Consider the following 25,330-nt stretch of genomic DNA (forward strand, 5'->3'; position numbering starts at 1 on the left):
TAGGATCTGAAAGCTGTACCGAGAAGCCCGGCGCAAGCCGGGCTTTTCTTTTGTGGACACGCGCAGGTATCGCCTACCATGCGTGCTGTCCTTACTGGTTTGCGAGTTTTCTCTCATGCGTCCGCCTCGTCCCGCCCCACGCCAGTCCACACCATCGGCGCCTCGCCATGGTCTGGCGCGCGTGCTCAGCAAAATGGGCGTGTGCTCGCGCAGCCAGGCGGAGAAGGCGATACGCGAAGGACGGGTCAGCGTCGATGGCAAGGTGGTGCTCGATCCGGAGCGTCCCGCCGATGCGGACCGCCAACGCATCCTGTTGGACAACGAACCCATTGCCGCGAGCACCCGCGTCTACGTCGCGCTCAACAAGCCGCGCGGGATAGTCGTAAGTGCCGCCGACGAGCGCGGTCGCGATACCGTGTATGACTTGCTGAAGGATGCCGGCCTGCCATGGCTGGGACCGGTGGGGCGTTTGGACAAGGCCAGCGAAGGCCTGCTGTTGCTGAGCAACGACAGCGTATGGGCGGCGCGCTTGACCGAGCCCAGGCATCACGTGGACAAGACCTATCACGTGCAGGTCAACGATATTCCCGATCAGGCCTTGCTCGATCAGTTGGTCACAGGCGTGCTGGAAGAGGGCGAGCGACTCGCTGCACGCCGCGCGATCCTGCTGCGACATGGCGAAAAGAATGCGTGGCTGGAAATCGTGCTCGATGAAGGACGCAATCGGCATATCCGCCGATTGCTGGCTGCGCATGGGATCGATGTGCTGAGACTGATCCGCGTGGCAATTGGTTCGATGCCGCTAGGCGATCTGCCGAAAGGGCAGTGGCGGCATCTGAGCAGCGAGGAAGTACGTTCGCTCGGTGGCGCCACGCAATAGTGCAGGCCATGTGGGAGCGCACCCTGTGCGCGACAGCCCAGCTAGCCGACCATCCTGCACGTTGTAGTCGCGCACAGGGTGCGCTCCCACAGAAGACTAGAGACCGCGCCTCTCCCATTAGGAAAGGCGCAACTCCAATCCGCTTTAAATCACGCCCAACTTCTTACCTACCTTGGTAAACGCCGCAATTGCCTGATCCAGATGCTCACGCGTGTGCGCCGCACTCATCTGCGTGCGAATTCGCGCCTGACCCTGCGGCACTACCGGATAGAAGAAGCCCGTGACATAGATGCCCTCATCAAGCAGCTCCGTAGCCATGGCCTGGGCCTTCTTCGCGTCGTAGATCATCACCGGCACGATCGGATGCACGCCAGGCTTGATGTCGAAACCCGCCTTGGTCATCGCTTCGCGGAAGTAGCGGGTGTTCTCCTTGACCTTGTCGCGCAGATCGCCCGCGGCGGCAAGCATCTCGAAAACCTTGATGCCGGCGGCCACGACGTGCGGTGGCAGCGAGTTGGAGAACAGGTAGGGGCGCGAGCGCTGGCGCAGCATCTCGATCACTTCGCGCGGGCCGGTCGTGAAGCCGCCCAACGCGCCGCCGAGGGCCTTGCCCAGCGTGCCGGTGATGATGTCGATCTTGTCGAGCACGCCGTTGACCTCGGCCGAGCCGCGGCCGGTGTCGCCGAGGAAGCCGGTGCAATGGCATTCGTCGATATGCACCAGGGCGTTGTACTTCTTGGCCAGAGCGGTGATCTGATCGAGCGGCGCGATGAAGCCGTCCATCGAGAACGCACCGTCGGTGGTGATCAGCTTGCTGCGTGCGCCAGCGGCGTCGGCGGCCTGCAGCTGCTTTTCCAGATCGGCCATGTCGCAGTTGGCGTAGCGGAAGCGCTTGGCCTTGCACAGACGAATGCCGTCGATGATCGAGGCGTGGTTGAGCGCGTCGGAGATGACGGCGTCTTCTTCACCCAGCAATGGCTCGAACAGGCCGCCGTTGGCGTCGAAGCAGGCGGCGTAGAGGATCGTGTCTTCTTTGCCGAAGAACTCCGCGATCTTCTTTTCCAGTTGCTTGTGCAGATCCTGCGTGCCGCAGATGAAGCGCACCGAGGCCATGCCAAAGCCGTGCGTGTCCAGTGCGTCCTTCGCCGCCTGGATCACTTCGGGATGATCGGCGAGGCCAAGGTAATTGTTGGCGCAGAAGTTGAGCACTTCCTTGCCGCTGTCGAGGCGGATCTTCGCCGACTGCGGCGAGACGATGATGCGCTCGGCCTTGAACAGGCCCTGCTCACGGATCGATTCGAGTTCGCTGGCGTAGCGAGACTGGCCGGGGTAGCTCATGGGGGAATTCCAGCTGGGTCAAAAGGCTATTTTGAGCCTTTGGGGCTGGTGTGGGAAGGCGAGCCTTTTGCTCCCTTTCCCCTGCTGGGAGAGGGCTGGGGTGAGGGGCGGGTGCTCGCGACGGCGTTTCTTCTTTAGCCAGGTCGCTCTTAAGAGGCCAGGGCAACGAACGAATCTATGAGGGCATGAGGCTAGGCCGACCCCTCACCCCAGCCCTCTCCCCGGCGGGGAGAGGGAGCAGGGCGCGGATCCCTCAGCCTTGGTGCAACCCAAACTCCACCCGCGTCGTCTTGCCCTTATCGTCAATGTCCTTTGTATCCATCTTGGGGTCCTTGATCGACACGCGCTTGTCGTCGATCTTGCCCTTGAGCCAGACCTGCACCGCGGAGGCGCGACGCTGCGCGAGGTCGCGCATGGCAGCATCATCGACGGCGATGTTGGTCTCCATCAGGCTGCGCATCTCGTCCGGCTCCAGCGATTTCTTGAGGCCAATGATGTTCTTGGGCTTGCCCTTGAAGTCATCATCCTTATAGGCGCGCTTGAGGTACTTCTCGTACTCGTCGGGCGTCACATTGACCGAGGCGAGTGCGGCATCCGACGTGTCGGCATTCTTGCCCTCCTGGTCAAGCGCCTTGGCGCGTCGAACCAAGTTATCCACGGTTACCTTGCGCAGGCCATCCTGATCCTTGGACGGATCGATGCGACCGATCAGGTCCAGGTTCAAGGTGTTCTTCTGGTTGAGCATGGCCACGACCTTGCCCAGGCGATCCTGCGCATTCTTGTCGAGCACGGCCGAACCCGCATCGAACTCCACGTAGCCCAGATCCTCGTGGCTGCCGCCGCCGAAGGCCGCGCCAAGCAAGCGGAACGGCGCCGTGGCGGCCTTCGCGATCAGATTGCCGATGGCGCGCCAGATGAGGCCGCCCATGCTGAATTGCGGATCGTCGAGCGAGCCGGATACGGGCACATCGACGTCGATATTGCCCTGCGTGTCCTTGAGCAAGGCCACGGCGAGCTTGACCGGCAGATGCTTGATGCCTGGGCTTTCATCGCGATCGCCGAAGGTCAGCTGGGTGATGAAGATATGGTTGTCGGCATTGAGCTTGCGTTGGTCCAGTGTGTAATGGACGTCCATCGTCAGCTTGCCCGCTGTGATGGGATAACCGGTGTACTTGGTGGAGTAAGCGCTCAGCCCCGTCAGCTCGACTTCGTTCGCCTTGCCCTTGATGTCGAGGAAGGCCACCGGCTGCAACGGATTGACGGTGCCGTCGATGTCCACCGGCGAGTTGTCGTTCAACGCAGCCTGAACTGACAGCTCTGCCGGCGGATCGCCAGGCGTCGTGGCAATGGTGCCGATCTTGCCCGTCACCTTGGTGAGGTTCGCCGTGTAGTTTGGCTTGATGAAGTTGTCGGTGTAGTTGAGCTGGCCGTTGACCAGGGTGATGCCGCCAATGCGGACATCCGCAGGCGGTGTCGCCGGTGCGTTTGGTGCGGGGACGACCGCCGTGGTGGTGGTGCCCTTGGTCGTCTTGGAGGGCGCAGCGGCGGTCGCGGCGGCAGGTGTCGGTGCAGTAGCTGCAGGGGCCGGGGTCGGCGGTACCGCCGCGCCGGCCGGTTGCTCATTTTCTGCACGCGTCACCGATACGGGCGCAACTTCAGGGTTGGCCACCACTTCCGAGAGATTCAAGGTGCCGTTGGCATTGACGATCACGCGCGCGTAGAAGGAACTGAGCACCAGTGTGCCCACGTGCATGCGTGGCGCGCCCGATCCGTAAGCCACATCGAGATTCGAACCGCTGAGCGTGCGCCAGCGCAGGAAATCATCGCCGGTGAGCTTGTCCTGGATGCGCACCTGTTCCAGCGCTGCGTTGCCCTTGTAAGTCATTTTCGGCTCGGCGCTGCGTCCGTCGTAATGCAGCTTGCCGTTGCTGGTGACGCGCGCGCTGGAAATGACCACGTTCAAGGGCACGCTGATGTACGGCTGGAAGTTGGTGATATCGAGCCGCTTGGTATCGATCTGCAGATCGGCCAGCGTGGGCAGCGGTTGCAGCTTGCCGTTGGCGGTGAAGCTGCCTTTGCCCACCGTGCCCGCCAACTTCATCTCGCGCGGCTCGTTGAGCTTGTCGCTCAGGTTGTCCATCGAGCCGCTGACGGCATCTATCTTGATCTTTACCGGCTTGTCGCCGGCTGCCATATCGGTGAACGCAACGGCCGCATTGTCGAAGGCGAGGTGGGACACGCTCCAGTGCCACGGCGGCCCGCTCGCGGCGACTGGCTTCTTCGGCGCGTTCTTGGCAGCGAACAAATCCACCAGGCTGATGTACTTCTTGCTGTCGCGCTGCACGTCCAGGCTGAGGCCGGTAGCTTTGACGGTGCCAAGCTGCGCCTGTTGCGTGGCCAGGTCGACCTGGGTGATCTCCGCTTCCATGGTGGCCCACGACACGGGCGAACCATGTCCCTTGAATTGCGGTTCCATCGCAAAGTCGGTCACCGTGGCGTGCGCGTCGGCCAGATGGACATTGAACGGCGTGCCCCAATCCACTTGCAGCTGACCGGTGGCATCGAGCTTGCCCTTGGTCAGGCGTGCATTGATGCCTTGATAAGTGGCAGCCTGCAGCGGGGCCATGTCGACCTGTTTGAGGGTCAACGCGGCGATCAGCTTGTTCTTGGCCAGGTCCACGGTGCCCTTCATGCCTAGGTCGCCGCCGAAGAACTGCGCCGTCACATCAAGCTTTGCCACGGGCGCCGCTTGCAGGCTCAGTCCCTGCATGTTGCCGCGCAGATTGCCCAGGTCGATCTTGCTGCCGGCAGCGTCGGTGTAATGGATGGCGCTGTTGGTGAGCGTCATCGAGGCGATGCGCAGATCGGTCGGCTCAGCTTTTTTGTCCGCGTCCGCTTTGGCCGGAGGCGCAGTGAGCGCATCGAAATTGCTGTGACCACCGGCACCGGCGGTGTAATAGAGCTGCGCACGGTCGAACGCGAGTGCGCCCAGCACATAACGCGAGACCAGCGGCTGTACATCGGACAGCTCAGCCGTTCCCTTGCCCAGGCTCAGGATCGCCTGGCCGTTGCTGCTGTTGAGCACGAAGTCGTCGATCTGCAGCTTGCCGGTGAGTTGCAGCTGCGAGGCCGGCTTGGCCTGCACGAAATGCAGCACCAGATCGCCGCTGAGCAGACCCTTGGGTATGGCGATCGGCAGCGTGGTGGGCGCGTAGCCGATGTAACGCGCCAGATCGAGGCGATCCAGCCGGAAGTTGATGGTGGAGTCGCGACTGTCGGCAAACGGCTTGGTGTGGCCTTCGACACGCAGCGGGCTGCCGTCCACGCTCATGGAGAGCAGCGGCTGCACGAACACATCGGTATCGCTGGGCAGGTTGGCGATGAAGGGAATGCCCAGCTCCAGCTGTTCCACGTGATGGTTGGCCTTCATCGCCTCATCGTCGAACTGGATGTCGCCCGCGTGCACGCTGATGTTGGACAGCGCAAAGCGCGCCGGCGCCGCCTTCGGATCGGACGGCGTGGCATTGAAGCGATCGATGATGTCGCTGAAATTGAAACGCTGGTCGCCGGTGCGCACGATGCGGATGTGTGGATGCTGCACGATCAGTTGATCCAGCACCGGCGCCATGCGGAACACCGAGGCCCACGAGGCATTGATGACGGCCTGATCCACGTCGACGAAGGCCGACTTGCCGTCGCTGTCGGCGATATGCAGCTGATCGAGCTGCAGCCGCAAGGTGTATGGATTGAGATGCACGGCACCCAGCGTGACGGGGCGTTGCAGCGCGGCGCTGGCGCGCTTTTCGATCTGACTGCGAATGATCGATGGCGCCGCAAGAAAGCCGAGTATGCCGAAGACGACCACGACAATCGCAACGATCAAGGCGATCTTGCGTGTGCGATGCGATTGGTAGACGGCGATGGCGCGGTCGCGTCCCGCGGCCAGATGACGATTGCTGAACAGATCAGCCATGCGGACGATGCTCCCGTGCCATCGCGCGCCGACCGTACCAAGCCCTTGGGCCGGGTACCTTCACAATCCCAGCGATTAGTCGGCCGCCTTGGTCGAAGTGTACTAGGGCGGCCGACCTTTCAGGTTGGAATTCCCGCAGGAAATTCCGAGGTGTGACAGGGTTCGCTCAGCTCCAGGAGCAGACGACCTTGCCGCACTTGCCCGCATCCATCAGATCGAAGCCCTTCTGGAAATCGTCGATATGAATCTGGTGCGTGAGAACTTTCTGAAGAGGGAAGCCGGTGAGCACCATCTGGGTCATCTTGTACCAGGTCTCGTACATGCGACGGCCGTAGATGCCCTGCATGGTGAGGCCCTTGAAGATCACCTTGTCCCAATCGATGCCGGCGCCCTTGGGCAGGATGCCGAGCAGTGCGATCTTGCCGCCGTGGTACATGCAATCGAGCATGTCGTTGAAGGCGCGCGGGTTGCCGCTCATCTCCAGGCCCACGTCGAAGCCTTCCATGTGCAGGTCTTTCATCACGTCCTTGAGCGACTGGTTGGCCACGTTGACCACGCGCGTGGCGCCCATGTCCGCCGCCAGCTTCAGGCGGTAATCGTTCACATCGGTGACGACCACGTTACGGGCGCCCACATGCTTGGCGATGCCTGCGGCGATGATGCCGATCGGGCCGGCGCCGGTGATCAGCACGTCTTCGCCGATCAGGTCGAATTCCAGCGCGCAGTGCGCGGCATTGCCGTAGGGGTCGAAGAAGGCAGCCAGCTCGGACGGGATCTGGTCCGGGATCGGCCACAGGTTCGAGGCCGGCATGGTCATGTATTCGGCGAACGCGCCGTTGCGGTTCACGCCGATGCCCACGGTGTTCGGGCACAGATGCTGGCGGCCGGCACGGCAGTTGCGGCAGTGGCCGCAGACGATATGGCCTTCGGCCGAGACGCGGTCGCCGATCTTGTAGCCGGTCACGCCCGGGCCGATCTCCACGATGCGGCCGACGAATTCGTGCCCGATCGTGAGGCCGGGCTTGATGGTGCGCTGGGACCACTCGTCCCACTTATAGATGTGCAGGTCGGTGCCGCAGATCGCGGTCTTTTCCAGCTTGATCAGCACCTCGTTGGGGCCGACCTCGGGAACAGGCACTTCTTCCATCCAGATGCCCTGTTCGGGCTTGCGCTTGACCAGGGCTTTCATCATCTGAGGCATGGTATTTCCGTGGGGAAGGGCGGGAAAACGGACATTATAGAAGCCTGGGCAGGGCGCCGGCTTCGTGCAGTGCAGCGTTGCCCCGGGGCCGGCCAGGGATTATGGTCGCAATTTTTTGCGACAACCCGGGTCGAGTACAGGCATGAAACGACGGACATTCGCGCTGCTGGCGGCAACATGGGGTTTGATGATGGCCATTCCTAGCCACGCTGACGAAGGCATGTGGATGCCCTCCCAGCTGCCTTCCATCGGCAAGCAGCTGCGCGCGGCGGGCTTCCAGGGCAACCCGGCGGACCTTGCCGACCTGACCCAGGCGCCGCTGAGCGCAGTGGTGAAGGTGGGCGGAGCCACGGGTTCCTTCATCAGCGACGACGGCCTGGTGCTGACCAACCACCACGTCGCATTCGGCGTGATCCAGTACAACAGCAACGCGCAGCGCGATCTGATCCAGAACGGTTTCGTGTCGCACGAGCGCACGGAAGAGCTGCCCGCCAACCCCGATTTCCGCCTGCGCGTGACCACCGGCTTCGACAAGGTCAGCGAGCAGGTACTGGCGGCCGCCAAGGGCAAGACCGGGCGCGCCTATTTCGATGCGATCGACGCCATCAGCAAGACCTTGGTGGCCGATTGCGAACGCGAAGCCGGCGTGCGCTGCAGCGTGGTCAATATGTTCTATGGCCGCGACTTCTACCTGGTCAAACAACTCGAGCTGCGCGACCTGCGTCTGGTCTACGCACCGCCGCGTGCCATCGGCAATTACGGCGACGAAGTGGATAACTTCGTGTGGCCGCGCCACGCGGGCGACTTCACCTTGTTGCGCGCTTACGTCGGCCCCGATGGCAAGCCGGCGGATTACGCCAAGAACAATGTCCCCTATCACCCGCCGGCGCATTTGCAAGTCGCGCGCGATGGCGTGCGCGACGGGGATTTCGTGATGCTGGCGGGCTATCCCGGTACGACATATCGCCATCGCACAGCGGCGGAGTTTGCCGATCAGGTGCAGTGGCGATTGCCGACCACGGTGGCCGTGATGCAGCAGTTGCAGCACGTGATCGAAGAGGCCGGTCGCGATGATCGCCCGGCGGCCATCCGCTATGCCTCGCAACTGCAATCGCTGAAGAACAACATCAAGCGCTTTGAAGGCGAGCTCGATGGCCTCAAGCGCAGCGACGCAGTCGGCATCCGCCGCAAGGATGAAGACGCAATGATGGCGTGGCTGGCGGCACAGCCGCAGGCTGGCACGCTGCGTCCGCAGATCGACGAGGTCAATCGCCTCATTGCCACCGCCAACGCCACGCGCGAACGTGATCTGCTGTTGGGCCTGATGCAATCACAAACGCAGTTGCTGCGTTCGGCCATCATGCTGCAGCGCCTCGCCTACGAGCGCGGCCATGCGGATGCCCAGCGCGAGGCGGGTTACCAGCAACGCGACGAAGAACTGATCGCCGGCACGCTGCGCCAGGTGCAGCGTCGCTACGACCCCGTGGTCGAGAAGCGCCTGATGACGGCCTTGCTCACGCGCTATCAGGCCTTGCCTGATGCGCAGCGCGTGCCCGAATTCGATGCGGTGTTCGGGCGCACGCCCGAAGCCTTGTCGCACAAGCTCGATCAGGTTTATGCCGCGACGATGCTTGGCGACGAAGCCAAACGGCTGGCGTGGCTGAAGGCAGAGCCAGCGACGGTGGTCAAATCCGACGACGCACTGATGGCGCTAGCCTCCCAGTTGCAACCCGCCTTGTTGCGCCTGGAGGGCGAGCGCAAATCGCGCGAAGGCGATTTGCTGCGTCTTCGTCCCGCGTACATGGACGCGCTGATTGCCTATCGCGAAAAGCAGGGACGCGCGGTTTATCCCGATGCCAACAGCACGTTGCGCGTGAGCTACGGCAAGGTCACGCCCTTGAAGGCCCGCGATGCGGTCACCTATGAGCCGCAGACGACGACTGCCGGCATCGTGGAGAAGAACACCGGCGCGGAGCCGTTCGATGCACCCAAGCCCTTGCTCGACGCCATTGCCAAGGGCGACTACGAGGGCTATGCAGATGCGAAGACCAAGGCCATGCCGGTCGACTTCCTGAGCAATCTGGACACCACGGGCGGCAATTCGGGCTCGCCCGTGTTGAACGCCAAGGGCGAGCTGGTAGGCCTAAACTTCGACAGCAACTGGGAAGCGGTAAGCGCGAGCTGGATGTTCGATCCACGCTACAAGCGCGCCATCCATGTCGACTTGCGTTACATGCGCTGGCTGATGGACAAGGTCTATCCAGCGCCGCAGTTGCTCAAGGAAATGGGCGTGCCGGGGCGCTGAGCCCAGCCAATCTCACATCCTCAACTGTGGGAGCGCACCCTGTGCGCGACGGCCTCACCCTGTCGAGGCGCTAGTCGCGCACAGGGTGCGCTCCCACAGATAGCTGAGGAAGTGAGGTTCGCACCCAGTCGGGAAATCGGGTTCACACCGGTTTCATCCCCCCGGGCGTGCAGTAGCTCCTTCCTTTAGGGAGGGGACGTTATGCAGCATGACGATGCTTGTTGCGCTGGCGCGACGGACCACGCGCGTCGCTCGCTATTGAAATCAGCCATCGGCGCCGCCGCGTTTGCCGCGGTGGGCGGCGCTTCCTGGCTTATGCCCGGTCTCGCACAGGCTGCAGCCTTGACCAAGGAGCAGCGCGATGCGATGACGCCGGACCAGGTCGTTGCCATGCTCAAGGAAGGCAACCAGCGATTCTGCGCGGGCAAGATGCAGGGACACGACTATCTGGCACAGAAGCGTGCCAGCGCCGGCGGGCAATACCCGGCAGCGGTGATCCTGAGCTGCATCGACTCGCGTGCACCTGCCGAAATCATCCTGGATGCCGGTATCGGCGACACCTTCAATGGGCGGGTCGCAGGCAATGTCGCCAACGACGATCTGCTGGGAAGCATGGAATTTGCCTGCGCGCTTGCCGGCGCCAAGCTCGTGCTGGTGATGGGGCATACAGCCTGCGGCGCCATCAAGGGCGCCATCGACAACGCCAAGCTGGGCAACCTCACGGGCCTGCTCGACAAGATCAAGCCGGCTGTCGAAGCCACCCAGTTCAGTGGCGAACGCACCAGCAAGAACGATGCTTTCGTCGATGCCGTGGCCGCGACCAATGTGCGTCAGACGGTGGCGGAGATACGTCGACGCAGCGATGTGCTGGCGGGCCTGGAGAAGGACGGCAAGATCAAGATCGTCGGTTCGATGTATCACCTGGTTGGCGGCAAGGTGGAGTTCTACGCTTAAGCGAGCCCTGCTGTTTGTAGGAGCGCACTTGTGCGCGACCGAGGCATCGACAGGGCGCTGCAGTCGCGCACAAGTGCGCTCCTACAATGAAACGGCGCCGGTAGTGAGGCACGGTACGTCGGGATGCCGGCTTCATCGGTAGAATGCGCCGATGCCGATCGATCAACGCCCACTCGCCGTATTCCTGATGGGCCCGACCGCGTCGGGCAAGACGGCGCTCGCCTGCGCGCTCAGCGATCAATTTCCGCTCGACCTGGTTAGCGTCGATTCGGCCCTGGTCTATCGCGGCCTCAATATCGGCGCAGCCAAACCGGATGCGCCGACGCTGGCGCGCTACCCGCATCGATTGATCGATATCGGCGATCCGGCCGAGCCTTACTCAGCGGCGGATTTCCGTGGCGATGCCGTGGCCGCCATGCAGGACATCACGGCGCAGGGCCGGGTGCCGCTGCTCGTTGGCGGCACGGGGCTTTATTTCCGCGCGCTGCAACAAGGCCTTTCACAGCTGCCCGAGGCTGATCCGTCTGTGCGTGAGCGACTCGCAGCACAGGCCGCCGTTGACGGATGGCCTGCGCTGCATGCGCGTCTGCAACAGCTCGATCCCGCCGCCGCCGAACGCATCGGACCCAACGACGCGCAGCGCATTCAACGCGCGCTTGAGGTGATCGAGCTCACCGGTCGCCCGTTGTCGGAACAGCAGCGCGGCGGCAGCGGCGAGCGTTTCCCATGGCGCGTACTCAAGCTGGCGCTGGTGCCGCAGGACCGTGCGCCCTTGCACGAACGCATCGCACAACGTTTCGACACGATGTTGCGCGATGGCTTTCTAGACGAAGTTCGCGCCCTGCGTGCCCGCGGCGACCTGCATGCCGATCTCCCGGCCATTCGCGCCGTGGGCTACCGCCAGGCCTGGGATTTTCTGGACGGCCAAACCAGCGAGGCGGAATTTCGCGACCGCGGCGTGTTCGCGACACGTCAGTTGGCCAAGCGGCAGATCACCTGGCTGCGCAGTGTGCTCGATGCGCGGATGCTCGATCCGGAGCGTCCGGAGACGCGGAATCTTGCCGAAGATGCCCTGCGTTTGTTTCTCGGCGAACAATAGTGTGCCGACGAGTTCTCTAAACACCTTTTTCACACCTGACGAAAGCTGCATTCGCCCTTTCATCAACGGTTTAAAAGTGGTTAATATTCCTCGGCCTTGGACCGGGGCGCGTTATGCGTTTTTTATCCCGGTCCGTCCGCTGCGAGGGGAGAACAAGAAATGTCCAAGGGGCAATCATTGCAAGATCCGTTTCTTAATGCGCTGCGCCGCGAACGCGTGCCGGTCGCGATCTATCTGGTCAATGGCATCAAGCTGCAGGGCACGATCGAGTCGTTCGATCAGTTCGTGGTGTTGCTGCGCAACCAGGTGAGCCAGATGGTCTACAAGCACGCCATCTCCACTGTGGTACCCAGCCGCAACGTCCGCATGGGCAATGGCCATGATGGTCCGGGCGATGCGCCGGGCGGTGCGCCCGAAGCGGAAGCTTGATTACGTCGGGTGGTCGACCCATCTGAGTAGGGTAGGCGTCGCGGCATTATCGGCCGGCGGCGTATCCACATACACTTCCCACTCCGATCCGTGCCGTGGACCGTCTATGGTCCGCGGCATCGCGTCTCCATAAAGGTCCTCCCGCCCTCGTGTTTGATCGTCAAAAGAAAGGCGAACGCGCCGTCCTCGTGCTCCCGCATTCCCGTGGAGAGGGCGATACAGCGCGGCGTGCCGAAGAATTCGCCGAGCTCGTGCGCTCGGCTGGCGCCGAGATCCTCGGCAGCATCCCGGCGCGCGTGGTGGAACCGAACCCACGCTATTACATCGGCACCGGCAAGGCCGACGAGGTGGCCGAGGCCGCCCGGGCGCTCGAGGCCGACCTGGTACTGGTCGATCATCTGCTGACCCCGGTGCAGGAGCGCAATCTCGAAAAGCTGCTCAATGTGCGCGTCGTGGACCGTGCGGGTCTGATCCTGGACATCTTTGCCCAGCGCGCCCGTTCCCACGAAGGCAAGCTCGAAGTGGAGCTGGCCCAGCTCAAGCATCTTGCGACGCGCCTGGTTCGCGGCTGGACCCACCTTGACGCTCAGCGCGGCGGCGCCATCGGCAACCGCGGCCCGGGCGAAACCCAGCTGGAAACCGACCGCCGCCTGCTCGCCGAGCGGGTGAAGATGCTCAGCAAGCGCCTCGAAAAGGTGCAGACGCAGCGCGTGCAGCAGCGCCGTGCGCGCCTGCGCAACACCGTGCCGAGGGTCGCCCTGGTGGGCTACACCAATGCCGGCAAATCCACCTTGTTCAATGTGTTGACTGAAGGCGAGGTGTTTGCCGCCGACCTGCTGTTCGCCACGCTGGACCCGACTGTGCGAAAGCTCGATGGCCTGTCCTGCGGGCCGGCCGTGCTGGCCGACACGGTTGGTTTTATCCGCGAGCTGCCCCACGACCTGGTCGCCGCCTTCCGCGGCACCCTGGCCGAGGCGCGCGATGCCGATCTGCTGCTGCATGTGAGCGACGCGGCCGACGAGGAGCGCGAGCGCCTCGCCCGCGTAGTCGACAACGTGCTCGAAGAAATCGATGCCGGCGACCTGCCGCAGCTGCGGGTGATGAACAAGATCGACCTGGCTGGCACCGAGCCGCGGATCGACCGCGACGCCGAAGGTCGCCCCACCACCGTGTGGCTATCGGCCGCCAGCGGGCAGGGCCTGGACCTGCTCAGGCAGGCCCTGGGCGAGCTGCTGGGCGGCGAGCGCGTGCAGTCCGAACTGCGCCTGCCGCATACCGCCGGCCGCCTGCATGCCCGGCTCAAGGCCGCCGGCGCCATCGTAGGCGAAGAGGTGGATGAGGATGGCTGGCGCTTGAATATCGATGCGCCGCGCAGCGTGATTGCGCCGCTGAGCGGCGGTAGCGCCAGCGAGGCAGCCTTGCTCCAGCCCATCCTTGGCACGGCCGAAGAGGCCTTGCAGGACCGCACCCTCTAGCCAGCGAAACCCCTGTGGGAGCGCACCCTGTGCGCGACAGGCGCCCGAGCGCCCGGCGAAAACCGGTTGTCGGGGTGACCTTGCGGCGCTCGTCGCGCACAGGGTGCGCTCCCACAAGGGGAGGGAATCCCTGGCGAGCTCTGTTAGAATGGTCGGTGTTTGTGTGCGGCCATTCGCGCTCGCGCGGTACCCATCAAGCAGCCGACCCTATGCCCAAACCCGTTCAACGCGCTTTCCGGCCAACGCAGCCGGCCTCCCAGCGGCCTTAAGGAGACTGACCATGGCCTGGAACGAACCCGGTAACGGGCAACGCGATCCGTGGAACAGGAACCGCCAGCCTGGCAACAAGCCGGGTCTGGAGGACATGCTCAGGCAGCTACGCAACCGGCTGGGCAAGCTTGGTGGCGGCGCCGGAGGCATTTTCACCATCCTGCTGGCCTTCCTGATCGTCTGGATCGCCATGAGCAGCTTCACCATCGTGGATGCGCGCCAGGCTGGCGTGGTGCTGCGCTTTGGCCAGTACTCCCGCACCTTGCCGCCGGGTTTCCACCTGAAGTTTCCCAGCCCGATTGAAACGGTGACCAAGGTCGGCACCACCGAGATTCGTTCGGTGTCCGACAAGGTGCGCATGCTGACCAGCGACGAGAACATCATCTCGGTCGACTTCAACGTGCAGTACCAGGTGGCTGACGCCCGCAAATTCCTCTTCTCGCTGAGCGGTCCGCCGGAAGACACGCTGCGCCAGGCCTCCGAAGCCGCCGTGCGCACCGTGGTGGGCGCCAATGTGATGGACAACATCCTCACCAGCCAGGGCGAAGGCGAGACCGTCGCGCCTGCCGTTGCCAGCACCGTGGCGCGGGCCTCGTCCGTGGCGGCGACGGCCGTTGTACCTGTGACCGGCGTGAAGGCGCAGACGCGCGACACCTTGCAGCAGCAGACGCGCGAAATCCTGCAGGCCACGCTGGACGAATACGACGCCGGCCTGGTGGTGACCGACGTGAGCTTCCAGAACGTGGCGCCGCCGCAGGAAGTGAAGGACGCCTTCGACGACGTCAACGCCGCACGCGAAGACAAGCAGGGCACCGAGAACAACGCACGCGCCTACGCCAGCCAGGTGGTGCCGGTGGCGCGCGGCGACGCGTCCCGCATTTCCGCCGAGGCCCAGGGTTACGCCGCTGCCCGCGTGGCCACCGCCACCGGTGATGCCTCGCGCTTCAACCTCATCCTCAAGGAATACAAGGCCGCGCCGGATGTCACGCGCCGTCGCCTGTGGCTGGAAACCGTCGAGGATGTGATGTCGAACAATCCCAAGGTGCTCGATGGTTCCGGCGGTCGCAACATGATCTATCTGCCGCTCGATCGCGCGACCGGCAAGGATGTGCCGAACGTGGGCTCGGTGATGCAATCGGCAGGCAGCGACAGCAGCCTCGGTGGCAAGGAGAAGCAGCCATGAAGATCGTCTCCGCCATCGTCGCCGTGCTGATCGTGTTGCTCGGCTTCAACAGTTTGTTCGTGGTGCACGAAGGGCAGACCGCGCTCGTGCTGCAGTTCGGCCGCATCGTGCGCACCGGCGACCAGCCTGGCCTGCACGCGAAGTTGCCGTTCATCCAGCAAGTGATGACGTTCGACAACCGCATCCTGACTTTGGAAGCGCCGCCAGAGCGTTACTTCACCTCCGAGAAGAAGAGCGTCAACGTCGACTTCTACGTGAAGTGGCGCATTGCCGACAATGCCGCGTACTACCGCGCCACCGCGGGCGACGAGCTGCAGGCGGCCAATCGCCTCACGCCGATCGTGAAGGACGCGCTGCGTTTTGAGTTCAACGGTCGCACCTTGCAGGAGCTGGTCTCGGCCGGTCGCAAGGACGTCACCGAGCGCGTGCGCAAGCAGACCGACACGGCAGCCCGCAAGAATTTCGGCATTGCCGTCGTCGACGTGCGCATCAAGCGCATCGATCTGCCCGACGAAGTGAGCGAGTCGGTGTACAAGCGCATGCGCGCCGAGCGCACACAGCTCGCCAACGAATTGCGCTACACCGGTCAGCAGGCCGCCGAAACCATCAAGGCCGACGCCGATCGCCAGGCCCAGGTGGTCAAGGCCGAAGCCGAGCGCGACGCCGCCAAGGTGAAGGGCGAGGGCGATGCCCAGGCCGCGGCGATCTACGCGCAGGCTTACGGCCAGGACCCGGAGTTCTTCGCGTTTTATCGAAGCCTGGCCGCGTACCGTACGTCCTTCAAGGATGGCAAGGGCGTGCTGGTGCTCCGACCGGATTCGGAATTCCTGAAGTATTTCAGCGACGGCGCATCGTCCAAGCATTGAGTGGCAGGGGACGATGTCGAGTGAATTGACGGGCGCGTTATGCCTGGTGCTGGTGATTGAAGGGCTCGTGCTGTTTGCCGCGCCGCGCGGGTGGCAAGCCACCATGCGCGAGGCAGCCAACATGAGCCCGCGCACGCTGCGCGTGTTTGGCGCGCTCGCCATGGGCATCGGCCTGGTGGCGTTGAAGTTGGTGCATTGAAATAACGCGGCGATGGGCCGCTCAACCCATCGAGGGAAGTTTCCACCTCCCTCACCGTCATCCCTGCGAAAGCAGGGATCCAGCGACTTTGAAGGCGCTGGATTCCAGCGTTCGCTGGAATGACGAGCGAAGATTTTCAGTCTTACGTGCCCCGCGGGGCGCCTCATTCTTCAAATTGACGAGAGCAACATCATCATGGGCAAGTCAGTAGTCATCCTTGGTGCGCAGTGGGGCGACGAAGGCAAGGGCAAGATCGTCGACCTGCTGACTTCGAAGGTCAGCGCCGTCGCTCGCTTCCAGGGCGGCCACAACGCCGGCCACACGCTGGTCATCGGTGGCAAGAAGACCGTGCTGCATCTGATCCCGTCGGGCATTCTGCGCGACGACGCGCTGTGCCTGATCGGCAATGGCGTGGTGCTGTCGCCGCAGGCGCTGAAGCAGGAAATCGAAGAGCTTGAAGCGCAGGGCGTGGAAGTGCGTTCGCGCCTCAAGATCAGCCCGGCCACGCCGCTGATCATGCCGTACCACATTGCCGTGGATAAGGCGCGCGAAATCGCCGCCGGCAAGAGCGCCATCGGCACCACCGGCCGCGGCATCGGCCCGGCGTACGAAGACAAGGTGGCTCGCCGCAGCGTGCGCGTGGCCGACCTGATGTACCCGCACGAGTTGCCCGAGAAGATCAAGGCCGCCGTCGAGTACCACAACTTCATCCTCACCCAGTGGCTGAAGGCCGAGCCGGTCGACTTCCAGACCGTGCTGGACGATGCGCTGGCCTATGGCGAATTCATCCGCCCGATGGTCGACGACGTCGCCACCATCCTGCACGACGTGCGCAAGGAAGGCGGCCACATCCTGTATGAAGGCGCGCAGGGCGCACTGCTCGACATCGACCACGGCACCTACCCGTACGTGACCTCGTCCAACACCACCGTGGGCGGCGCACTCGCCGGCACCGGTGTGGGCGCTGGCGACATCGACTACGTGCTGGGCATCTGCAAGGCGTACGCCACGCGCGTGGGCGGCGGTCCGTTCCCGACCGAGCTCGAAGACGAGATGGGCGAGCGCCTGCGCAAGGTCGGCAACGAGTTCGGCGCCAGCACCGGCCGTCCGCGTCGCTGCGGCTGGATCGACCTCGTCGCGCTCAAGCGCGCCGTGCAGATCAACGGCATCAACGGCCTGGCCATCACCAAGCTCGACGTGCTCGACGGCCTGCCGACCATCAAGGTCTGCATCGCCTACGAATACCGCGGCAAGCGCCGCGAACTGGCCCCGCTCGACGCGGACGGCTGGGCCGAGTGCAAGCCCGTCTACCTGGAATTCCCGGGCTGGGACGAATCCACCGCCGGCATCCGCGAGTGGGACAAGCTGCCTGCTGCTGCTCGTGCTTACTTGCGCGCCGTGGAAGAGCTGTCGGGCTGCAAGCTGTCGCTGGTTGCTACCGGCGCGGATCGTGATGACACGATCGTGTTGGATGATCCGTTCGCTTGATTGGTTGGCCACTTGGTGAAACACAAAACCCCGGCTAACCGGGGTTTTTTTGTGGGACATGTTCCCTTACTCAACCTTAGAGTTGATTTTAGCTAATTAAACCTGTAAGTTGATTTCGTCATTTTCAACCTGTGGGTTGAATCATGGAAATCATCCGTCTACCCGATCAGCTAGGGACCATCTTGCGCGCTGCGCGTCTACGCCAAGGTTTAACGCAGGGCGACGTGGCCAGTCAGCTAGGCATTTCAGTGCAAGCCATGTCGAAGCTCGAAAATCACGCTGGCCGGGCCTCCTTCGATCGCGTCCACCGGTTGTGCTTGCTGCTGGGACTAGATATCGCCCTTCAGCCACGAATCGCCAGTAGCCCCGCGAAGTCATCCTCATCCACGGCGGAGTGGTAACCCGTGGCACGTCGCATCACGGCGTTGGATCTATGGATGAACGGCTTGTTCGTGGGCAAGTGGGAACGCGGACGTGCGGGCAACGATCGCCTGATCTACGACGATGGCTGGATCAAAGCGGCAGAAGGGCGGCCGCTTTCGCTGTCCCTGCCGTTTGCCTCGGGCAAGGATGGCAGTCAGGGCGTTGCGTTGTCCTCGCCAGCCGTAGCGGCCTATTTTGAGAATCTGATTCCGGATAACGATCGCATTCTTCGCCGTCTCCGGGATCGTTACCGTGCGGCTTCGATATCGGCGTTCGATTTGCTCGCTGTGATCGGTCGCGATTGCGCCGGTGCTCTTCAGTTGACGGTTGCAGGGGAGTCGCCGGCCGATCCACATCGCATCGATGCTTGCCCGCTAAGCGAAGCCGGTGTAGCCCAGTTGCTACGCGACACCACGAGCAACGGCCCGCTGCCAGCAAGTGAAAGCGAAGCCTTCCGCCTTTCCATCGCCGGTGCCCAGGAGAAGACCGCATTGCTCAGGCATCGCGATCGCTGGTGTATTCCCGAGGGTGCCACACCCAGTACGCATATCTTCAAGTTGCCTCTTGGCCTTGTGGGCAACATGCAGGCCGATATGCGGCATTCCGTGGAAATCGAATGGCTCTGCATGGAAATCGTGCGTGCCTTTGGATTGCCTGCCGCCAACGTCGAGATCGGCCTGTTCGAAGATCAAAAGGCACTTATCGTTGAGCGCTTCGATCGTTCGCTCTCCAAGGATCGCCGATGGTGGCAGCGTATACCTCAGGAAGATTTCTGCCAGGCATTGGGTGTGCCGCCATCGCTCAAGTATGAAAGCGATGGCGGTCCTGGGATGCGCCAGATCATGGAGGTTCTGCGTGGTTCTCAGGCCGCGGAAGACCGTGCTGTGTTCTTCAGGGCTCAACTCCTGTTCTGGCTAATGGCTGCTACCGACGGCCACGCCAAGAACTTCAGCCTTCGTCTGCAACCCGGCGGCGCCTATCGCATGACGCCGCTCTACGACATCCTTTCTGCGTATCCGATCATGGGGCGGAGGGCGAACAAGCTCGATCCACACAGAGCCCGAATGGCCATGGCGGTAACGTCACGCAATCGACACTACGACCTTCATGGCATTCATCGCTGGCACTGGATTGCCATGGCCGAGAAATTGGGCCTTCCGGAGGCGCCGGAGCTTATCGAGCAAATGATCGAGCAGGTGCCAATAGTCCTCGCCGACGTGGCCAAGCACCTGCCGGATGCCGTACCAGAGGCAATCTTCGAGGCGGTGAGCGATGGTATCCGTCGAGCATCGAAGCGATTGGGGTCGGAACCCGACTATCGGCGATAAACGCACGCTCTATACCGGGTCAAAACAGAGTCAGGTTGGACTACTCCCCGATTTTTGGACCACCCCTGATTCCTCGGACACCCAAAAGCGAGGACAGTCCTCGCACGGAGATGTTTGACGGAAAAGGGCCAGCGATCTCAGCCGAGTTCAAGCGTGAAGCCCTGAGGCTGAAGTACAGCAGCGGTAAGCCCGCCGCTGCTGTCGCCCGTGAATTGGGAGTGCCGCGTAACCGCCCGTACAAATGGCTGTCGTAGTCGGTGGTGTCGCGGCCGAGAACGCTGCTGGTATGCGACAGACGCTGACCCAGCTCATCATAGGTATAGCTGACCGTGAGCACGCCCTTGCCGCTGACGGTTGGATGGTCGACGCGGATCAGCTGGCCCTGCTTGTCGTAGCCGTGGCTGGTGGTGCGCGAGAGGGCGTCAGTGGCGGTGCGCTTCAAGCCGAAGACGTCGTAGCCGAGTTTTTCGGTGCCGCCATCGGCGTGCCAAGAGAAGGGTCGGAGGAGGTCACGCCAATTTACTACCTCCGTCCCCTTAGCTTACGCGCCAATTTATTACCTCTGGAGTTACCAGGATTTAGTGGACAAGTCCTAGTATCCACACGATCCGCTGAGGGTTTCGGCTATGTCCCCAGGCAAGCCCCTAAGTAAGGTCAGACAGGCATACAAGTTCATCGAAGCTCATAGGAATGAGTTCAGCATCCAGGCCATGTGTCGAGTTCTCGGCGTAGCCCGTGCTGGGTACTACACCTGGCTTGACCATCCTGTTTCTGATCGGGCTCAGGAAGATGCACGACTTCTGCGCCTGATTCGAACTTTCTTCATTGCCAGTCATGGTATTTACGGCGCCCCCAGAATCTTGCAGGACCTGCGTGAGCATGGTGAGACCTGCAGCAAGCATCGGGTTGCCCGGTTGATGAGTGAGAACGGTCTGCGTGCATTACACGGCTATCGCACTCGACACATCCCAGTAGCCAAGCCAGCCGCGTTGATTCCGAATCTGCTGCAACGTCAGTTCTCGATGTCGGGGCCAAACAAGGCCTGGGTGACGGACATCACCTATATCCGCACGTGGCAAGGCTGGCTCTACGTGGCCGTGGTTATGGATCTCTTCTCGCGCAAAATCGTTGGCTGGGCGGCTAAGCCGACGATCCACAAGGAGCTAGTGCTGGAAGCGGTGAAGAAGGCTGTGCAATGCCGCCGACCTCGAAGAGCCTTGATCCATTCGGATCAAGGAACTCAGTACGGAAGCGATGCTTGGCGACGATTCTGCAAAGCCAACCATTTGGAACCAAGCATGAGCAGACGAGGAAACTGTTGGGACAATGCCGTGGCAGAGTCCTTCTTCGGCAGCCTCAAGAAAGAGCGCGTCAAGAAGCGTATCTATGCCAGTCGCGAAACCGCCATCCTTGACGTATCCGAGTACATTGATCAGTTCTACAACCCGATTCGCCGCCACAGTTACCTAGGTGGCGTCAGTCCGAATGAGTTCGAGGCAGCGCATCGGCGACGACGATCAGGTGTCCACTAAATCCTGGTAACTCCAGAGGGCGTTATTTGAGCCCGTTGGCGTTAGTCTCATATGATCCGAGCACATGGCGGAAGACCAGGTGGTCAGGAGGCGGCAGCGTGGCCGAGCGTCTTTTCAACCATGGCCTGAAATCGTTGATCGCCCCATGCACGGCCTTGCAGAAGGTGCAACCGGATGGCCGCGATTTCCTCGTCGCCTATGCCAGCAAGTAGCCAAGAGCGATATGCGCTGGCACGCTCGTGCGGATCTGAAGCTATGGAAAGGAATGTTGCATGGGGAGTGACGAGCGGACCGACACGTAACCCGAGATTCGCGTGAACGCTCGACCATGGGTGATCCTCAGGTGCTTGAACCATGGCCGCGCGTACAGGGTTGAGTTCAATGTAGCGATAAACTGTCAGCAGATATGGATCGGTGTTCACTAGGCAAGACTTGAAGCGGCCTTCCCAAAACGTCCCCGTGCGGCGACGCCTTCGGTTGAAGAAGGGGACATAATTTGTCCCAACTGCCGCATCGCTTCCGACACTTATCCTGCTCGTTTGGCGCTGGCTAAGAGATGAACATGGTTTCCCATGAGGACATACGCATGGACGGCGATTTCATGGTCACGCGCGCTTTGAGCAAGAGGCATTAGGTAGTGCTGACGGTCGTCATCATCAACGAAAACGGCGCCACGATTCACGCCGCGCTGGATGATGTGAAGGGGTACGGAAGGCAATGCCAGGCGCAGTCAGCGTGGCATACCGAATGTTCTTTGATGAAGATCTAGGTATCTTTGCCCGTCGGGTTGTTGAGCTATATCGGAGCCTCGGGCCATCGGTTGCCCGAAAAAGACTCGCTTCTTGGTGGCCCTTTAACTACCTCCGGCCCCTTTCCGGGCCCCTTTCCGAGTTCCCTTAGTTCAGGTTTTCGGTTGTTGAAAAGCGGTGTAGAAAGCCAAGCGTTTCGGCATTGGACACTTTGGGAGGGACAATGGAACAACACTACAGAACTACTTATCGAGGAAAACCTCAACACTCACTGCGCCGGTCTTACGATCTACCCGCGCACAGCTAATCACTTTGGCATCACGCGGAGTCTCTCCTGCGATATAGAGCTCAAATACGCCCTCATCATCAGTAATCCCTGTACCTAGGGTCAAAAGGTCCAAATCACCCTCTGGTCGCGCATAGGCCTGCAGAGCGTCGAATGTAGCCCTTTTGGCGATGGTCTCCATATCTTCAAGCTTCAACAACTTGACTTTGCTTACCATGATGGCCTCCAACCTTCCAAGCTATCGCCCTGTGGTGTGAACAATCGCCGTTGCCCAATTGAGTTGAAGATTGCACTTCGTTGCCCGCCCATTGCGTCAAGAACAGCGCGATCTCCTGTAGATGAACGCAAGACACCGATATCAGCTCCCGGATGCACATGCGATGACCAACGCCAACCCTGAGCAGAGAGCTTCTCACCTAGTTCCGGCGTAATCGGCACACTTCCAGCATCGCCACGGTAGATCAAACGCCGGCCGCCAGCTGAGAACATGGCAAATTCATCGCCGGTCGCAGCAGTCAAGGCGGTCAGGTCCCTTTGCCCAAAAGACTTACTTACGATCACATTCGATCCGAACTCCGGAAGCTTTTCAAGGACAGCGGCCTGTCTTGAATTGAGTTTACCAAGCTCTCTAAAGATGGCGGATGGATTTCCACGTGCACTGTTCGCGGCAATTGTCAACTTATTGCTTGGAGCTCCGGCCGCGATAGCATCCAATTCACGGGCAGTAAATCGAGTGGCAGTGGCGGCCTCGGTACCCACTCCCAGCTTTTGCAAGGCTCCGACACCATCCGCTAACGTCACGAATGACGCCGTACCCAATTCTTCACTCGACATGCCCTTGATGTGCTGCCAAGCCAATGCCGCCGTGTCACCTGGATTGCCTGCAGCAAAAGCGATGCCTACTTTTGCCGCAGGATTAGTCATGACGCGTACCATGCCAGTGGCGGCTTGCACCAAACCATCGCCAAGCGTCACCAGTGTCGACAGTCCCACCTTGTGTGCCGCCATATAGGCCGAACTGTCGCCATCGGTTGCCCAATCGCGTGCATTGACTGCGCCTTCATGCGATAGCTCTTGTACCCGGGCCATGGCTTTGTCGATCGGCTGGGCAACCCATTGTTCGATATCGTTTCCTATGTCGGGGTACCCTCTTTGCGCGATGGAGCGAGGCGTTGTGGGGAAGCTCTGATTGACCCACTGTTGATAGGCTGGTGCCGTCTGCGCATACATATCGTGCCGATAGGCCCGCAGTTGGCTCATAGAGCTGCTGAGGGCGGGAGTGGGCAGGTGATAGCGATCTGCCCACTCGTTGAGCGCGGTGGCGTATTCCCCCGTGACGCCATCAGCAGTCACGACGGTCATTGGCAAGGTTTTGGCATCGGCCGGATTGGCCGTGCCCGACGCCACAAAGCCCTCCGCGTGCCAATTCAGTGTGCTCGGGTCATACTTGTCTCCGTCAACCACTGGACCGCGTATCGCGCCGTGATTCATCGTCGGCCAAGGACGAGCCATTGCCGCCGCGTATTGTTCAAGCCCGTTTTGCACGTTTGCGGCGTTGTATTTTGACAGGGCGCTGTTGCGATCCCAGCTGTCGTCATCTGGGTTCGCATTGCTTGGCAACGCCGTATTCTTGGCCGCAGCCACATCCACGATGCTGTTGCCGATGGTGCTGCCTAAGACATCCAATCCGATCTGCTGCAAGCTGGCACCGGAGAAGTTGCCGCGTGCGGCGGCACTCACTGCGCCCGAGGTGATTCCAGCGGCCGCACCGCGCGCAGCGCGGGCGGCGACACCGTCGCCGCTGAATACGTCCACCTGTCCCAGCGTGCGCGCCGCCAAGGCGCCCGCACCGGCCGATGCGGCGCTGATCGCCACACCCTGCCAGCTGAAGTGGCTGACATTGAGAAGCGAACCGACTCCGTTGGTGACGGCGCTATTGATGGCGCCGGTAGCGGCGCCGCGAGCGAATGTACCTGCGCTGGTGGAGGCGCCGCGCAGTGCTTGCCCCACCGGGGAGGCGCCGATACCGGCAGTGACTGCTGCGCCAATCGCGCTCAGTCCCACGTTCCCCCAATTGAGGCCGCCTTTTTGCACGCCACCGGCCATCAGCACACCTTGACTGGCGATGGAGCCAACAGCGCCACCGATGGCGGCGGCACCGATCATTGCTCCGGTGCTGATGCCCACTGCGCTGCCGCCAATCGCTGCCGCACCCACCGCCATGGCGCCTGTACTGCCCGCCGCGGTGGCCGCGCCCATCGCCGCGGCCGCTGCACCTGCCGTATAGATCGTCACGACGACCGCCACCACAATCGCAATGACTTGAATAAACCCACCACACCCATTGCCCTTGGCCTGCGGCGGTGGCGGCGCATCGGGAACGGTCGGACTCGTATTGCCCATCGCCGAACGGGCGTCATATGGCTTAAATGTGCCGGCGTTGTTGTGGATGTTGGTGACCTTGTTGGGCACCGTCAGCACCGTGTTGGGAATCAGCGGCTGATTGGGGGCGAGGCCATTGGCATCCGCGATCAGATACCAAAGGCTTGAATCACCCCACAGCGCCATCGCAATGGATTGCAAGGTATCGCCCGCCCGCACAATGACGCTGCCTGGTGCAGCGGTGGGGTAGAGGCTGTTGATCGGCTGATAGTTGACGTCGAAGTCCGCGCCGGCTACCGGCGTAAAGCGCTTATGGCTGGCATCGTTGGCCGCGCCGTTTTGTTGTACGCGCAAGGCCAGCTCTTTGGCATAGTCGATCCGATCGATGCCATCGTTGCCGACATTGCCCACCTGCTTGTCGTCGAACAGGTAGTAGCTGTGATGGCGGTTCTGGGTGGCATTGGTCACCGAGCCGTCGGACTGCACGGTGCCACCGATCAACTCGTCACGCTGCAGAATGCGCCCCTCACCATCGACCTGATAGCTGAAGCCACGGTTGCCCGCCTCGTCATAGGCCAGCTTGATACGGCCGTAGTCGTCGTAGATGTAATGACTGAAACCCGGTGCCCAGTTGCCCTTCACATCGGCGTTGTCCGACTTGGCCCGAATCTCGGTCTGCTGGGCACGCTCGAACCAGGTATAGCTATAAGAGGTCGTGGTCGTGGTGGAGGGCGTGCGGCCGCCGTCGTTGGCGCCGTCGTAGACGCTCAGCGTGCGATCGACCGTGCCGTCGGCCAGGCGCTGGGTGGCCGTGGTGGTGATGGAGTAATGGGCCTTCTTCGGATCGGTGGTGTTCCAGTCCACCGACTTGTCGGCGATCAGCAGGCTGTCGCGATCCCAGGTGTGATAGAGATCCTTGGTGATAAAGCAAAAACTGGGGTCAGAGTGGAGTTAAATCGCGGTCCTATTA

Annotated in this window: 20 protein-coding genes; 13 read left to right on the forward strand and 7 right to left on the reverse strand. The window is 62.0% G+C overall.

Features of this window, described 5'->3' with window-relative positions; all coding sequences use genetic code 11:
* The first annotated feature begins 115 nt into the window (after positions 1–115).
* The gene (locus AC1DMY_RS04535) at positions 116–880 is read left to right on the forward strand and encodes a pseudouridine synthase (protein WP_477163804.1); all 765 of its coding nucleotides are present in this window, start codon (positions 116–118) and stop codon (positions 878–880) included.
* 144 nt (positions 881–1,024) lie between these two features.
* Here AC1DMY_RS04535 and kbl read toward each other — a convergent pair whose 3' ends face one another.
* The 3 genes from kbl to tdh all read right to left on the reverse strand — a co-directional run bounded on the left by kbl (position 1,025) and on the right by tdh (position 7,392).
* On the reverse strand, positions 1,025–2,218 hold the full coding sequence (gene kbl / locus AC1DMY_RS04540) for a glycine C-acetyltransferase (RefSeq protein ID WP_477163805.1): 1,194 nt from the start codon (positions 2,216–2,218) through the stop codon (positions 1,025–1,027).
* Between the two features lie 253 nt (positions 2,219–2,471).
* Positions 2,472–6,191, reverse strand: coding sequence for a DUF748 domain-containing protein (locus AC1DMY_RS04545; protein ID WP_477163806.1), 3,720 nt, complete (start codon positions 6,189–6,191; stop codon positions 2,472–2,474).
* 166 nt (positions 6,192–6,357) lie between these two features.
* Positions 6,358–7,392, reverse strand: a complete 1,035-nt coding sequence (gene tdh / locus AC1DMY_RS04550; RefSeq protein WP_441603557.1) for an L-threonine 3-dehydrogenase — start codon at positions 7,390–7,392, stop codon at positions 6,358–6,360.
* Positions 7,393–7,534: 142 nt separating this feature from the next.
* On the opposite strand from tdh, the gene AC1DMY_RS04555 reads away from it, so the two are divergent.
* The 11 genes from AC1DMY_RS04555 to AC1DMY_RS04605 all read left to right on the forward strand — a co-directional run bounded on the left by AC1DMY_RS04555 (position 7,535) and on the right by AC1DMY_RS04605 (position 19,411).
* A complete protein-coding gene (locus AC1DMY_RS04555) occupies positions 7,535–9,697 on the forward strand; it encodes a S46 family peptidase (protein ID WP_477163807.1) in 2,163 nt (720 codons plus the stop codon).
* Between the two features lie 201 nt (positions 9,698–9,898).
* Entirely contained in the window at positions 9,899–10,651 is a 753-nt protein-coding gene (locus AC1DMY_RS04560; protein ID WP_477163808.1) for a carbonic anhydrase family protein, read from the forward strand.
* A 151-nt stretch (positions 10,652–10,802) separates the two neighbouring features.
* The gene (gene miaA, locus AC1DMY_RS04565; protein ID WP_477163809.1) at positions 10,803–11,750 is read left to right on the forward strand and encodes a tRNA (adenosine(37)-N6)-dimethylallyltransferase MiaA; all 948 of its coding nucleotides are present in this window, start codon (positions 10,803–10,805) and stop codon (positions 11,748–11,750) included.
* A gap of 159 nt (positions 11,751–11,909) precedes the next feature.
* Complete coding sequence (gene hfq, locus AC1DMY_RS04570; RefSeq protein WP_477163810.1) at positions 11,910–12,179, forward strand: RNA chaperone Hfq; 270 nt, start codon at positions 11,910–11,912, stop codon at positions 12,177–12,179.
* Between the two features lie 149 nt (positions 12,180–12,328).
* The gene (gene hflX / locus AC1DMY_RS04575) at positions 12,329–13,654 is read left to right on the forward strand and encodes a ribosome rescue GTPase HflX (protein ID WP_477163811.1); all 1,326 of its coding nucleotides are present in this window, start codon (positions 12,329–12,331) and stop codon (positions 13,652–13,654) included.
* A gap of 280 nt (positions 13,655–13,934) precedes the next feature.
* Positions 13,935–15,107, forward strand: a complete 1,173-nt coding sequence (gene hflK / locus AC1DMY_RS04580) for an FtsH protease activity modulator HflK (RefSeq protein ID WP_477163812.1) — start codon at positions 13,935–13,937, stop codon at positions 15,105–15,107.
* Positions 15,104–15,973 (forward strand): protease modulator HflC, encoded by an 870-nt coding sequence (gene hflC, locus AC1DMY_RS04585; RefSeq protein WP_477163813.1) that lies wholly within the window; start codon positions 15,104–15,106, stop codon positions 15,971–15,973. The genes hflK and hflC overlap by 4 nt, the downstream gene beginning before the upstream one ends.
* Positions 15,974–15,986: 13 nt before the next feature.
* Positions 15,987–16,172, forward strand: coding sequence for a DUF2065 domain-containing protein (locus AC1DMY_RS04590; RefSeq protein ID WP_477163814.1), 186 nt, complete (start codon positions 15,987–15,989; stop codon positions 16,170–16,172).
* A gap of 195 nt (positions 16,173–16,367) precedes the next feature.
* Complete coding sequence (locus AC1DMY_RS04595) at positions 16,368–17,660, forward strand: adenylosuccinate synthase (RefSeq protein ID WP_477163815.1); 1,293 nt, start codon at positions 16,368–16,370, stop codon at positions 17,658–17,660.
* A gap of 143 nt (positions 17,661–17,803) precedes the next feature.
* On the forward strand, positions 17,804–18,061 hold the full coding sequence (locus AC1DMY_RS04600) for a helix-turn-helix domain-containing protein (RefSeq protein WP_477163816.1): 258 nt from the start codon (positions 17,804–17,806) through the stop codon (positions 18,059–18,061).
* Positions 18,062–18,064: 3 nt separating this feature from the next.
* Complete coding sequence (locus AC1DMY_RS04605) at positions 18,065–19,411, forward strand: type II toxin-antitoxin system HipA family toxin (protein WP_477163817.1); 1,347 nt, start codon at positions 18,065–18,067, stop codon at positions 19,409–19,411.
* Positions 19,412–19,451: 40 nt separating this feature from the next.
* Here the strand turns inward: AC1DMY_RS04605 and AC1DMY_RS04610 are convergent, their stop codons facing one another.
* Complete coding sequence (locus AC1DMY_RS04610; protein ID WP_477163818.1) at positions 19,452–19,853, reverse strand: hypothetical protein; 402 nt, start codon at positions 19,851–19,853, stop codon at positions 19,452–19,454.
* 184 nt (positions 19,854–20,037) lie between these two features.
* On the opposite strand from AC1DMY_RS04610, the gene AC1DMY_RS04615 reads away from it, so the two are divergent.
* Positions 20,038–20,943, forward strand: coding sequence for an IS3 family transposase (locus AC1DMY_RS04615; RefSeq protein ID WP_477163819.1), 906 nt, complete (start codon positions 20,038–20,040; stop codon positions 20,941–20,943).
* A gap of 526 nt (positions 20,944–21,469) precedes the next feature.
* Here AC1DMY_RS04615 and AC1DMY_RS04620 read toward each other — a convergent pair.
* The 3 genes from AC1DMY_RS04620 to AC1DMY_RS04630 form a co-directional block, all read right to left on the reverse strand.
* The gene (locus tag AC1DMY_RS04620) at positions 21,470–21,625 is read right to left on the reverse strand and encodes a hypothetical protein (RefSeq protein ID WP_477163820.1); all 156 of its coding nucleotides are present in this window, start codon (positions 21,623–21,625) and stop codon (positions 21,470–21,472) included.
* A gap of 309 nt (positions 21,626–21,934) precedes the next feature.
* Positions 21,935–22,195, reverse strand: coding sequence for a hypothetical protein (locus AC1DMY_RS04625; protein ID WP_477163821.1), 261 nt, complete (start codon positions 22,193–22,195; stop codon positions 21,935–21,937).
* Positions 22,189–25,224 (reverse strand): LysM peptidoglycan-binding domain-containing protein, encoded by a 3,036-nt coding sequence (locus AC1DMY_RS04630; protein WP_477163822.1) that lies wholly within the window; start codon positions 25,222–25,224, stop codon positions 22,189–22,191. Before AC1DMY_RS04630 ends, AC1DMY_RS04625 begins: the two co-directional genes overlap by 7 nt.
* Between the last annotated feature and the right edge of the window lie 106 nt (positions 25,225–25,330).

This window comes from Dyella sp. 01L423, assembly GCF_056399945.1.